This is a genomic window from Enterobacter sp. JS8-1 (genome assembly GCF_049187015.1).
In the GTDB taxonomy this organism is placed as follows: domain Bacteria; phylum Pseudomonadota; class Gammaproteobacteria; order Enterobacterales; family Enterobacteriaceae; genus Enterobacter; species Enterobacter mori.
Genome location: NZ_CP185805.1, coordinates 2,903,317 through 2,915,668, shown reverse-complemented (window position 1 = coordinate 2,915,668; position 12,352 = coordinate 2,903,317). Strand labels below are relative to the sequence as shown.

The following is a 12,352-nucleotide window of genomic DNA, read 5'->3' as shown; positions in this document are numbered from 1 at the left end:
TGATGTCCTCTGTAACTACATCCGGAGCGCCGAAGTCGGCTTTCAGTTTTGGCCGCATCTGGGACCAGTACGGTATGCTGGTGGTCTTTGCCGCGCTGTTCCTCGCCTGCGCGATTTTTGTGCCGAACTTTGCCACCTTCATTAATATGAAGGGGCTGGGGCTGGCAATCTCCATGTCCGGAATGGTGGCCTGCGGCATGCTGTTCTGCCTGGCGTCGGGCGATTTTGACCTGTCGGTGGCCTCGGTCATTGCCTGTGCAGGCGTGACCACGGCAGTCGTCATCAATATGACCGAGAGCCTGTGGATTGGCGTCTTTGCTGGGTTGATGCTCGGTGTGCTGAGCGGCCTGGTGAACGGGTTTGTGATTGCCCGCCTGAAGATTAACGCCCTGATCACGACGCTTGCGACCATGCAAATTGTGCGCGGTCTGGCCTATATCATCTCCGACGGGAAAGCCGTGGGGATCGAAGACGAGCGCTTCTTTACCCTGGGCTATGCCAACTGGCTGGGTTTGCCCGCGCCAATCTGGCTGACGGTCGCCTGCCTGATCCTGTTTGGCTTCCTGCTTAACCGCACCACCTTTGGCCGTAACACGCTGGCGATTGGCGGGAATGAAGAGGCGGCGCGCCTGGCGGGGGTTCCGGTGGTGCGCACCAAGATCATTATCTTTGTGCTCTCCGGGCTGGTCTCCGCAGCAGCAGGGATCATTCTGGCGTCGCGCATGACCAGCGGCCAGCCGATGACCTCCATTGGATATGAGCTAATCGTCATCTCAGCCTGCGTTTTAGGGGGCGTTTCCCTGAAAGGCGGCATCGGAAAAATCTCATATGTGGTGGCCGGTATCCTGATTTTGGGGACGGTGGAGAACGCCATGAACCTGTTGAATATTTCGCCATTCTCGCAGTACGTGGTGCGTGGTCTGATCCTGCTCGCAGCCGTGATTTTCGACCGTTACAAGCAAAAAGCGAAGCGTACAGTTTAACGCCTTTCCGCGCTTTTTATTGCTCAACTAATAACCATAGTTGACCCCTTAACCGCCCCGCCAGTTTTACTGTCGGGGCGGTTGTCAAATGGCGAGCGCCGTCACACTGTCTATACTTACATGGCTGTTTACTCACTGTAAGGAGGAAAAGGGTGGCTGACTTGTTAACCGCACCGCCTGTACTGCCCGGAAAATTTGCTTTCTTTTTTGACCTCGACGGAACACTCGCCGGGATAAAGCCGCATCCAGATGAGGTCGTCGTACCGGATACGGTGTTAGAGAATTTACAGCAGCTCTCGCGGATGAACGAGGGAGCACTGGCATTGATTTCAGGGCGCTCAATGGCCGAGCTGGACGTGCTCGCCAGTCCATATCACTTTCCGCTGGCCGGTGTACACGGAGCGGAGCGCCGCGATATCCATGATCAACAGCATATTGTCTCACTCCCCGATGCCTTAATTCAGTCGCTGCATACTCATCTCTCTTCTGCTCTGGAGGCGCTGCCGGGTACCGAGCTGGAAGCCAAAGGTATGGCCTTTGCTCTGCACTATCGTCAGGCACCGCATCATGAAGCGGCAGTCTTTGCCATCGCCCGCGGCGTGGCCGATGCGCACCCGGAGCTCGCGTTACAGCCGGGGAAGTGCGTCATTGAGATTAAACCTGAAGGGATCAACAAAGGCGCTGCTATTGCGGCGTTTATGGCCGAGCCGCCTTTTCAGGGGCGTAAGCCGGTATTTTTGGGGGATGACCTGACCGATGAGGCCGGGTTTATGGTGGTAAATAAGGCCGGCGGGATGTCTGTCAAAGTCGGGCCTGGAGAAACGTGTGCCGGATGGCGGCTGGAAAGCGTCGCCAGCGTCTGGCAGTGGATATCTGACGTCGCTAACCAGCAACAACAACAAATAGCGCAACACAACGGGAGAAATCTATATGGGTCGCTTAATCGTCGTCTCTAATCGCATTGCACCGCCGGATGATAAAAAAGCCAGCGCGGGTGGCCTGGCGGTGGGGGTATTAGGTGCCCTAAAAGCCGCCGGAGGACTCTGGTTTGGCTGGAGTGGGGAAATCAGTAACGAAGACAAGCCGCTTAAGAAAGTCTCGCGCGGCAACATTACGTGGGCCTCTTTCGCCCTGAACGAACAGGACTATAACGAATATTATTCCGAGTTCTCTAATGCCGTACTGTGGCCTGCCTTCCACTACCGCCTGGATCTGGTCAAATTCCAGCGGGAGTCTTATGAAGGCTATATGCGCGTCAATGCTCTGCTGGCCGATAAACTGCTGCTATTAATTAAAGAAGACGATATTTTGTGGATCCACGATTATCATCTTCTGCCCTTTGCCAGAGAGTTGAGAAGACGCGGCGTCAACAACCGTATCGGCTTCTTCCTGCATATTCCCTTCCCGACGCCGGAGATCTTCACGGCGCTTCCGCAGCACGACGAGATCCTGGAAGCACTGTCCGATTACGATCTCTTGGGTTTCCAGACTGAAAATGACAGGCTGGCTTTCCTCGACAGCGTGTCGGGTAAAACGCGGCTGGTTACGCATGGCGGAAAATCGCACGCGGCCTGGGGTAAAACCTTCCATACGGAGGTTTATCCTATCGGCATCGAGCCGGAAGAGATTGCTGAACAAGCGTCTGGCCCGTTGCCGCCAAAACTGGCGCAGCTGAAAAATGAGCTTAAAAACGTTAAGAATATCTTTTCAGTAGAGCGCCTCGATTACTCCAAAGGATTACCGGAGCGCTTCCTGGCGTATGAGACGTTACTGGAGAAATATCCGCAGCATCACGGCAAAATTCGCTATACGCAGATAGCGCCGACGTCGCGCGGCGAGGTGCAGGCTTATCAGGATATTCGTCACCAGCTGGAGACCGAAGCAGGGCGCATCAATGGCCGCTACGGACAGCTGGGCTGGACACCCCTTTTCTATCTGAATCAACACTTTGAGCGCAAGATCCTGATGAAGGTCTTCCGCTATGCGGACGTCGGGCTGGTGACGCCCCTGCGTGACGGGATGAATCTGGTGGCAAAGGAGTATGTCGCAGCACAAGATCCTGCGGACCCTGGGGTACTGGTGCTGTCTCAATTTGCCGGTGCGGCGAATGAGCTTACTTCAGCACTTATCGTTAACCCTTACGATCGCGATGACGTCGCGAATGCCCTCCACCGCGCGTTAACCATGCCGCTGGCGGAGCGTATATCTCGCCATGCAGAGATGATGGAGACCATCCGTAAAAATGACATTAACCACTGGCAGGCTCGATTTATAGACGATCTGCGTGAAATTGAACCGCAGAGCCATGAGGGACAGCTGCAAAAAAAGATCGCGACTTTCCCTAAACTGGCGTGATATTCCTCGGGGGCTTTATGAGCCCCCAAGAGGGACTAACAACACATCCACCTGGCTTGAGGCGACAATCGATTTCGCCGAACATGCCGCGCGCGAAAAAAAGCTTTGGTTATGATTACCGCAGATCACTAAATCAATATTCTGTTTTTGGCACAAGCTAAGAATATGTTCGTTTAATTCCCCGGTGGCAATAATGGTCTGGTGAACCGGATATTGCGCCTTTTCTACCAGTTCTCGCAGAAACTGCTGTGTTTCTTCCTGCAAAACCTCACGAATATCCTCCAGCATGGGGGCCGCCAGTTGATTGTACATTTCGGGTTCGGCTGTCAGTGTGATCAGGCTGATGCGAGCATTGGTGGGTCTGGCGATAGAAACGGCACGGGCGACGAGTTGATGGCTTTCCGGCGAAACCGCAACAGAAACAAGAAGATGGGTGTAACTCATCACGCACTCCTTTGATGTCTGAACAACAAGTTTTCTTCAGCTTTACCGCGATTTCAAGACTTCCGCAAGGGGGGAATAGGGCATTAGTGTGAAGCTTATCATAATTATTCATTAATTATTCTTATAAGAAGAATAATTGCAAAGTGTGTCTAAATGAAAAAAATTAACAACTTAACGTAAATCACACTTTTTTTAGTCAGTCGCGTTAAATCGTTTTAACCTGTTATAAACACAATTTGAATGATCACGCAGTGAAATGAATTTTATGCGCTTTTCTCATAACTATATGTTTTTACTAAGTAATGGAACTGTGACTGCCAGATGTACGCGATGTGAATGATTGGCGTAGTCAATATAAGCAGAAAAAGCAATTGCTATGCCGTATCTGTTCATACGCATGCATGAGTATTCGCTCTTCAAGAATATAAAACAGTCTCGTTTGGTTAAGTTTTGACCAAATTACAAGTCATACTGATGGATTTATGGAGAATATTCACTTAAATTGTGTGACGTAGATCACATTTTTTTTAAATTTGAGGATGGCTGCATTGTATGTGTCAAAACTGACGAGTAGAGTTTGCGTCGAATTAGGAAAAATCTTAGTTATTTGTAAGAAATGATAAAACGATATGAGGCGCAGCTGCGTTTCAGCTGTTGTACGTTTTGTTGAATACAAACCTAAATTCAACTATGCATTTAGCCTTTTCTTTTTTATACCGGGTGATTTCCCGGCGACATCACGGGGTGCGGTCTTTCCGCATAAAAATAATAGTTGGTTATTCGGGATGGGAACAATGCATACATCCGAGTTGCTAAAACATATCTATGACATCAATTTGTCATATTTACTGCTCGCGCAGCGTTTGATTAGTCAGGACAAAGCGTCCGCGATGTTTCGTCTGGGTATTAACGAAGAGATGGCAACCATGTTGGGTGGATTAACACTCCCGCAAATGGTCAAGCTGGCAGAAACGAATCAACTCGTTTGCCAGTTCCGCTTTGATAATCCGCAGACAATCACGCGTCTTACCCAGGAATCCCGCGTTGACGATCTTCAACAGGTCCATACCGGTATTCTTCTCTCCACACGATTGCTCAGCGAAATCAGCCAGCCTGATGACGTTGCCCGTAAGAAAAGGGCATAAAAATGAGCGAGAAAAGCATTGTTCAGGAAGCGCGTGATATACAGCTGGCAATGGAGCTGATTACGCTGGGTGCTCGTTTACAAATGCTGGAAAGCGAGACTCAGCTGAGCCGTGGTCGTCTCATCAAACTGTATAAAGAATTACGTGGTAGTCCACCGCCTAAAGGAATGCTGCCGTTCTCAACGGACTGGTTTATGACCTGGGAACAGAATATCCATGCATCGATGTTCTGTAACGCCTGGCAGTACCTTCTGAAAACCGGTTTGTGTAGCGGCGTCGATGCCGTGATCAAAGCGTATAAACTTTACCTTGAACAATGCCCTCAGCAGGAAGATGGACCCCTGCTGGCACTGACCCGCGCATGGACGCTGGTGCGTTTTGTTGAAAGCGGAATGCTTGAACTGTCTCGCTGCAACTGCTGCGATGGCAATTTTATTACCCATGCTCATCAGCCTGCTGGCAGCTTCGCCTGTAGTTTATGCCAGCCTCCATCCCGCGCCGTAAAAAGACGTAAACTTTCCCGGGATGCTGCCGATATTATTCCACAACTGCTGGATGAACAGATCGAACAAGCTGTTTAACCCGAACGTGTGGGCAAGATTCCAGCAGCGGTAAGCAATTACCGCTGCTTTTTTTTACCCCGCATTCCGGTAACGCTGTCGAAATGAACGTCCTGCCTTAGTCACTAGCGGAAGGATGATGTCGTGCTTATCTTATTAGGTTACCTGGTAGTTCTCGGTACAGTTTTCGGCGGTTACATGATGACCGGCGGGCACCTTGGAGCACTCTATCAACCGGCTGAACTTATTATCATCGGCGGCGCAGGGGTAGGGGCTTTTATCGTTGGTAACAACGGTAAATCGATCAAGGGCACGCTGAAAGCGATTCCGTTGCTGTTCCGTCGCTCGAAATACACCAAAAGCATGTATATGGATCTGCTGGCGCTGCTCTATCGCCTGATGGCGAAGTCACGTCAGCAGGGCATGTTCTCGCTGGAGCGTGACATCGAAAACCCGAAAGAGAGCGAAATCTTCGCCAGCTATCCACGTATCCTGGCTGACGCGATGATGCTGGATTTTATCGTCGATTACCTGCGCCTCATCATTAGCGGCAACATGAACACCTTCGAAATTGAAGCGCTGATGGACGAAGAGATCGAAACCCACGAAAGCGAATCTGAAGTGCCAGCCAACAGCCTGGCGCTGGTGGGCGACTCGCTTCCGGCGTTTGGTATCGTTGCGGCGGTGATGGGGGTGGTTCACGCGCTGGCCTCGGCGGATCGTCCGGCGGCAGAGCTAGGTGCGCTGATTGCCCACGCGATGGTCGGGACTTTCCTCGGTATCTTGCTGGCGTACGGTTTTATCTCTCCGCTGGCGAGCGTTCTGCGTCAAAAGAGCGCGGAAACCACCAAAATGATGCAGTGCGTGAAGATCACGCTGCTCTCCAACCTCAACGGTTACGCACCACCGATCGCCGTCGAATTTGGCCGTAAAACGCTGTACTCCAGCGAGCGTCCTTCGTTTATCGAGCTTGAAGAACACGTGCGTGCGGTGAAAAACCCAAACCAACAGACGACAACTGAGGACGCATGAAAAACCAGTCCCATCCGATCGTCATCGTAAAAAAGCGCAAGCATAAGGGGCACGGACACGGTTCCCACGGCTCGTGGAAAATTGCTTACGCCGACTTTATGACTGCCATGATGGCGTTCTTTCTGGTGATGTGGCTGATCTCCATCTCCAGCCCGAAAGAGCTGATCCAGATTGCGGAATATTTCAGAACGCCGCTGGCAACGGCGGTGACCGGTGGGCCGCGCATTTCGAACAGCGAGAGCCCCATTCCTGGCGGTGGCGACGATTACACCCAGCAGAAGGGTGAAGTGAAAAAAGAGCCAAACATCGACGATCTGAAAAGACGAATGGAACAGGCGCGCCTGAAGAAACTGCGTGGCGATCTTGATCAGCTGATTGAAGCGGACCCGAAACTGCGCGCGCTGCGCCCGCACCTGAAGATCGATCTGGTGCAGGAAGGTCTGCGCATCCAGATTATCGACAGCCAGAACCGCCCAATGTTTAAAACCGGCAGTGCGGACGTTGAGCCGTACATGCGCGATATTTTACGCGCCATTGCCCCGGTCCTGAACGGCATTCCTAACCGAATCAGCCTGTCAGGCCACACGGATGATTTCCCGTACGCCAGCGGTGAGAAGGGATACAGCAACTGGGAGCTTTCTGCCGATCGTGCCAACGCCTCGCGTCGCGAGCTGGTGGCGGGTGGGCTTGATGATGGCAAGGTTCTGCGCGTGGTCGGCATGGCAGCAACCATGCGCGTCACCGACCGCGGGCCGGACGACGCCATCAACCGTCGTATCAGTCTTTTAGTGCTGAACCAGCAGGCGGAGCAGGCCATCCTGCATGAAAACGCCGAAAGTCAGAATGAGTCACTGGACGATTTAAAACAGCCTGGGGCCGTTCCTTCGGCTGCCGTTCCAACATCGCCACCAGCCAATCCGAGGTGATAGCGTGAGCATGGATATTAGCGATTTTTACCAGACATTTTTTGATGAAGCCGATGAACTGTTGGCCGATATGGAGCAACACCTGCTGGACCTGGTGCCTGAAGCACCGGATTCAGAGCAGCTCAATGCCATTTTCCGTGCAGCGCATTCTATTAAAGGTGGTGCAGGGACCTTTGGATTTACCATTTTGCAGGAAACGACCCATTTAATGGAAAACCTGCTGGATGAAGCACGACGCGGTGAGATGCAGCTCAATACCGACATTATCAACCTGTTTTTGGAAACCAAAGATATTATGCAGGAACAGCTCGACGCCTATAAAAGTTCGGCAGAGCCTGATGCCGCCAGCTTTGAATACATCTGCAACGCGCTGCGCCAGCTGGCGCTGGAAGCAAAAGGTGACGTGGTCGCTGCCGTACCGGCGGCGAAGCTGAGCGTTGTTGATGCCATGGCCGCACAGGACGCGGCGCCCGTTGCCGACCGCCCGGCGAAACTGCGCGTGGTGTTATCCCGTCTTAAAGAGAGCGAAGTCAACCTTCTCGAAGAAGAACTGGGCAACCTGGCGACATTGAGCAACGTGGTGAAAGGCAAAGACAGCCTTGCCGCGACGCTGGATGACGGTATCAGTCAGGACGATATTGTGGCGGTGCTGTGCTTTGTTATCGAAGCCGACCAAATTGCCTTTGAAACTGAAACCGCGGCAGTCGATGCCCCTGTCGCAGTGGAAGAGGTCGCACAAGCGGCTGCGCCTGCCGTCGTACCGGCCACGCCTACATTAAAAGCCGTGCCGAAAGATACGGCTGCACCTGTCCGCGGTGAAAAACCGGCCGCGCGCTCCAGCGAATCCACCAGCATCCGCGTGGCGGTTGAGAAGGTTGATCAGCTGATTAACCTCGTCGGTGAGCTGGTGATCACCCAGTCGATGCTGGCACAACGTTCTAACGAACTGGACCCGGTAACCCACGGCGATCTCATCACCAGCATGGGTCAGTTACAACGTAACGCCCGCGATCTGCAGGAATCGGTGATGTCCATCCGTATGATGCCGATGGAATATGTTTTCAGCCGCTTCCCGCGCCTGGTGCGCGACCTGGCCAGCAAGCTCAATAAGCAGATTGAACTGACGCTGATGGGCAGCTCCACCGAGCTGGACAAAAGCCTGATTGAACGCATCATTGACCCGTTAACGCACCTGGTGCGTAACAGCCTGGACCACGGCATTGAGCTGCCGGAAAACCGCGTGGCGGCGGGGAAATCCCCTGTCGGAAACCTGATTCTTTCCGCGGAACATCAGGGCGGGAACATCTGCATCGAAGTGACCGATGACGGCGCAGGCCTGAACCGCGAGCGTATTCTCGCGAAGGCGATTTCGCAGGGTATGGCGGTTAACGAAAACATGACCGACGAAGAAGTGGGCATGCTGATCTTCGCGCCGGGCTTCTCAACCGCCGAGCAGGTGACCGACGTGTCCGGGCGCGGCGTGGGCATGGACGTGGTGAAACGTAACATCCAGGAGATGGGCGGCCACGTTGAGATCCAGTCTAAACAGGGTTCCGGCACCACCATTCGCATCCTGCTGCCGTTGACGCTGGCGATCCTTGACGGCATGTCAGTCAAAGTGGCGGACGAAGTCTTCATTCTGCCGCTGAACGCAGTGATGGAATCCCTGCAGCCACGTGAGGAAGATCTGCATCCGCTGGCGGGCGGCGAGCGCGTGCTGGAAGTGCGCGGCGAGTATCTCCCGCTGGTTGAACTGTGGAAAGTGTTCGAAGTGGACGGCGCGAAAACCGAAGCCACGCAGGGCATCGTGGTGATCCTGCAAAGTGCCGGTCGCCGCTACGCGCTGCTGGTCGATCAGTTGATTGGTCAGCACCAGGTGGTGGTGAAGAACCTCGAAAGCAACTACCGCAAAGTGCCGGGGATTTCTGCTGCGACCATTCTGGGCGATGGCAGCGTGGCGCTGATCGTCGATGTGTCGGCGCTTCAGGGATTAAATCGTGAACAACGTGTGGCGTACACAGCCGCCTGATTAAGTAGAAGGTAAAAACATGACCGGTATGAGTAATGTAACGAAGCTGGCGGGCGAGCCATCAGGGCAGGAATTCCTGGTATTCACTTTGGGCGATGAGGAGTACGGCATCGATATCCTGAAAGTGCAGGAAATTCGTGGTTACGATCAGGTTACCCGCATCGCTAACACGCCTGCGTTTATCAAAGGTGTGACCAACCTGCGCGGCGTGATCGTGCCTATCGTCGATCTGCGTGTGAAGTTCAGCCAGGGCGACGTGGAGTATAACGACAACACCGTGGTGATCGTCCTCAACCTGGGACAGCGCGTGGTGGGTATCGTGGTGGATGGCGTATCTGACGTGCTCTCCCTGACCTCTGATCAAATCCGTCCTGCGCCGGAATTTGCGGTCACGCTGTCGACCGAATACCTCACCGGCCTGGGCGCGCTCGGCGAGCGTATGCTGATTCTGGTGAACATTGAGAAGCTGCTGAACAGCGACGAGATGGCGCTGCTGGATATCGCCGCGAGTCATGTAGCATAAAACAAAGCCGGGTGGCGCTGACGCTTACCCGGCCTACGTGTTCGAGCCATTTGTAGGCCGGGTAAGGCGAAGCCGCCACCCGGCTTTTTTACTTACGCTTCCTGCTTCACCAGATCTGCTTCCGCTTCCCGCGCACCTTCATTCTGTGACAGCATCGCCGTCGCAATACCATTCCCCAGCACGTTAATCGCCGAACGGCCCATATCCAGGAAGTGGTCGATGCCCATCAGCAGCAGAATCCCGGCCACCGGAATATTAAAGCTTGGGATCGTTGCCGCCAGCACCACCAGCGACGAGCGCGGTACGCCCGCAATGCCTTTTGACGCCAGCATCAGAGTCAGCATCAGAACCGTCACTTCCGAGAAGCTCAGGTGAATGTTGTATGCCTGGGCGATAAACATCGAGGCGAAAGAGCAGTACACCATCGAGCCCACCAGGTTAAAGGAGTAACCAATCGGCAGGACGAAAGAGGCAATACTGCGCGAGCAGCCAAAACGCTCCAGCTGTTCCAGCGTTTTAGGGTAGGCGGCTTCAGAGCTGCTGGTGGTAAAGGCCACCAGGACCGGATCTTTCAGCATGCTGACCAGGCGAAACACCTCTTTTTTCAGCACCATGTAACCCACAGCCAGCAGCACCATGCAGGTCAGCAGGATCGCCACATAGTAGCCACCGATAAAGGAGGCGTAGTTCAGCAGAATGCCCAGACCCTGCGTGGCGATGACGGAGGAGATCGCCGCGAAAATGGCCAGCGGCGCAACGTACATCACGTAACCCGTGACCTTCAGCATGATATGGGAAACCACATCCAGCGCGGCCACCAGCGGCGCGTTGAATTTCTGCCCCAGCGATGCGCCAGCAATGCCGAAGAACATTGAGAACACCACAATCTGCAGGATCTCATTGTTCGACATCGCCCCTGCGATACTGGTCGGAATGGTGTGCGACAGGAAGGCTTTCAGCGTCATGCCGCTGACGGCCAGGCCGGTATCCACAGCTTCTGTCGGCACCGTCAGGTTCAGACCGCTTCCCGGATGCTCGAGGGTGACGATAAACAGCCCCACCAGAATAGAGAGCACGGATGAGCTGATAAACCACACCATCGCTTTGCCGCCTACGCGGCCAATGGTGGAGGTTTCGCCCAGCTTCATAATGCCAACGGTCAGCGTGCTGAAGACCAGGGGCGCAATCACCATTTTGATCAGACGGAGGAAAATATCGGTCAGAAGGGTAATATTATCCGACCAGGCTTTGATGGCATCCGCAGATGCATATTCATGAATTGCTGCCCCTGAAAGAATACCCGCCAGCATGAATATCACGATGAAGAGTGTGAGTTTGTTTGCACTTGCCACGAAAAAAGACCCTCTATGCGCTTCAGATGTAGCCCGCGTCGATACATATAAATTTTTTATTACGAAACGGGCAATTATTCGGCCCATAAATTGACGCAAAGCGTAGGGGGATACAACTCCTTTTTAAGTTTTATTAAATTTGTTGTGAATGCGCTGACGATATATTGTGATTAAGATCACACTTTAATGGATATATTCTCTTCTGATAAAACAAAATCTCCGCCTGAAAAAATTTAACTCTCTGTTATTTATAAAAAAACGGAGTCAATAAGACATATGGCTTATGTGTAATGGGGAAGGTGGTCGAAGCGATATCCGTAAACTAAATTCTCAATAACCCCTCTCAGAGGAACCTTAAGCGGGGCTAACATCTTGAACAGCAAAAATAAAATGTGGCAAGGGAACGGCGACGTCTTCTGGAGAGTGGTAAATGAAAAGAAAACGCCTTTTGATCTGCGCAGGCTCGTTACTGGCTGCGACAATGGCCCCTCAGGCTTTGGCCGTGACCAGCAGCGGCACCATCGGCGCGACGCTGACGCTGACAAACGGGTGTCTGATAAACGGATCGCCCGCGCAAAGTGGCATTAACTTCGGTACGCTCGATTTCGGGACCCATCCTGCCACGTTTTCTACCCTGACCACGCAGCTCTCCGGTGCCAGCGGCGGAAACACCTTCACCATTCAGTGCACGACCGCCAGCTATACGGTGGCGATCGTCGGCAACACCAACTCCACCGCCCCCGGCACCGTTGTCGGCACGCCAGGCACCCCTGCGCGCTATCTGGTTAACACCTCCAATACGGCACAGGGCGTGGCTTACAGCCTGTACAGCGACAGCGGGTTTAATACCGTGATTGCCAATAACGCCGCGTTGCCGATCGCCTCTACGGCCGGAGGGGTAGACAGTTACACCCTCTACGGGCGTATTACCGGCGGCGGCAACAGCGTGACGGTCGTACCGGGGACCTACACCGACACGATTAACGTCAGCGTCACCTACTAG

The 12,352-nt window shown here is 53.4% G+C and carries 12 protein-coding genes; 10 read left to right on the top strand and 2 right to left on the bottom strand.

The annotated features are described in order from the left end of the window. The first annotated feature begins 2 nt into the window (after positions 1-2). The 3 genes from araH to otsA all read left to right on the top strand — a co-directional run bounded on the left by araH (position 3) and on the right by otsA (position 3,338). A complete protein-coding gene (araH, locus tag ACOQH0_RS13855) occupies positions 3-983 on the top strand; it encodes an arabinose ABC transporter permease AraH (RefSeq protein ID WP_010432481.1) in 981 nt (326 codons plus the stop codon). 152 nt (positions 984-1,135) lie between these two features. Next, positions 1,136-1,939, top strand: coding sequence for a trehalose-phosphatase (gene otsB, locus ACOQH0_RS13850; RefSeq protein ID WP_108417565.1), 804 nt, complete (start codon positions 1,136-1,138; stop codon positions 1,937-1,939). Continuing rightward, on the top strand, positions 1,914-3,338 hold the full coding sequence (gene otsA, locus ACOQH0_RS13845) for an alpha,alpha-trehalose-phosphate synthase (RefSeq protein WP_421510591.1): 1,425 nt from the start codon (positions 1,914-1,916) through the stop codon (positions 3,336-3,338). The genes otsB and otsA overlap by 26 nt, the downstream gene beginning before the upstream one ends. A 15-nt stretch (positions 3,339-3,353) precedes the next feature. Here otsA and uspC read toward each other — a convergent pair whose 3' ends face one another. Then, positions 3,354-3,782 carry a universal stress protein UspC gene (gene uspC, locus ACOQH0_RS13840; RefSeq protein WP_010432484.1) on the bottom strand — a complete coding sequence of 143 codons (429 nt, stop codon included), beginning with the start codon at positions 3,780-3,782 and terminating at the stop codon, positions 3,354-3,356. 794 nt (positions 3,783-4,576) lie between these two features. Here uspC and flhD point away from each other — a divergent pair. The 6 genes from flhD to cheW all read left to right on the top strand — a co-directional run bounded on the left by flhD (position 4,577) and on the right by cheW (position 9,997). Next, on the top strand, positions 4,577-4,927 hold the full coding sequence (flhD, locus tag ACOQH0_RS13835) for a flagellar transcriptional regulator FlhD (protein WP_010432485.1): 351 nt from the start codon (positions 4,577-4,579) through the stop codon (positions 4,925-4,927). Further along, on the top strand, positions 4,924-5,508 hold the full coding sequence (gene flhC, locus ACOQH0_RS13830; RefSeq protein WP_172411157.1) for a flagellar transcriptional regulator FlhC: 585 nt from the start codon (positions 4,924-4,926) through the stop codon (positions 5,506-5,508). Before flhD ends, flhC begins: the two co-directional genes overlap by 4 nt. Before the next feature lie 123 nt (positions 5,509-5,631). Beyond that, positions 5,632-6,519 (top strand): flagellar motor stator protein MotA, encoded by an 888-nt coding sequence (motA, locus tag ACOQH0_RS13825; RefSeq protein ID WP_008500417.1) that lies wholly within the window; start codon positions 5,632-5,634, stop codon positions 6,517-6,519. Continuing rightward, a complete protein-coding gene (motB, locus tag ACOQH0_RS13820) occupies positions 6,516-7,445 on the top strand; it encodes a flagellar motor protein MotB (RefSeq protein ID WP_010432487.1) in 930 nt (309 codons plus the stop codon). The genes motA and motB overlap by 4 nt, the downstream gene beginning before the upstream one ends. A gap of 4 nt (positions 7,446-7,449) precedes the next feature. After that, positions 7,450-9,474: a chemotaxis protein CheA gene (cheA, locus tag ACOQH0_RS13815; RefSeq protein ID WP_421510590.1), complete on the top strand. Its 2,025-nt coding sequence runs from the start codon at positions 7,450-7,452 to the stop codon at positions 9,472-9,474. A 19-nt stretch (positions 9,475-9,493) separates the two neighbouring features. Beyond that, positions 9,494-9,997: a chemotaxis protein CheW gene (gene cheW, locus ACOQH0_RS13810; protein WP_010432502.1), complete on the top strand. Its 504-nt coding sequence runs from the start codon at positions 9,494-9,496 to the stop codon at positions 9,995-9,997. A gap of 92 nt (positions 9,998-10,089) precedes the next feature. Here the strand turns inward: cheW and ACOQH0_RS13805 are convergent, their stop codons facing one another. Next, the gene (locus ACOQH0_RS13805) at positions 10,090-11,349 is read right to left on the bottom strand and encodes a dicarboxylate/amino acid:cation symporter (protein WP_089601040.1); all 1,260 of its coding nucleotides are present in this window, start codon (positions 11,347-11,349) and stop codon (positions 10,090-10,092) included. A gap of 430 nt (positions 11,350-11,779) precedes the next feature. On the opposite strand from ACOQH0_RS13805, the gene ACOQH0_RS13800 reads away from it, so the two are divergent. Continuing rightward, positions 11,780-12,352, top strand: coding sequence for a Csu type fimbrial protein (locus ACOQH0_RS13800; protein WP_010432504.1), 573 nt, complete (start codon positions 11,780-11,782; stop codon positions 12,350-12,352).

Bases quoted from the DNA above. Each gene is read 5' to 3' on its own strand.
- araH (WP_010432481.1), top strand. From the start codon at position 3: ATGTCCTCTGTAACTACATCCGGAGCGCCGAAGTCGGCTTTCAGTTTT.
- otsA (WP_421510591.1), top strand. From the start codon at position 1,914: ATGGGTCGCTTAATCGTCGTCTCTAATCGCATTGCACCGCCGGATGAT.
- uspC (WP_010432484.1), bottom strand. From the start codon at position 3,782: ATGAGTTACACCCATCTTCTTGTTTCTGTTGCGGTTTCGCCGGAAAGC.
- flhD (WP_010432485.1), top strand. From the start codon at position 4,577: ATGCATACATCCGAGTTGCTAAAACATATCTATGACATCAATTTGTCA.
- motB (WP_010432487.1), top strand. From the start codon at position 6,516: ATGAAAAACCAGTCCCATCCGATCGTCATCGTAAAAAAGCGCAAGCAT.
- cheW (WP_010432502.1), top strand. From the start codon at position 9,494: ATGACCGGTATGAGTAATGTAACGAAGCTGGCGGGCGAGCCATCAGGG.
- ACOQH0_RS13800 (WP_010432504.1), top strand. From the start codon at position 11,780: ATGAAAAGAAAACGCCTTTTGATCTGCGCAGGCTCGTTACTGGCTGCG.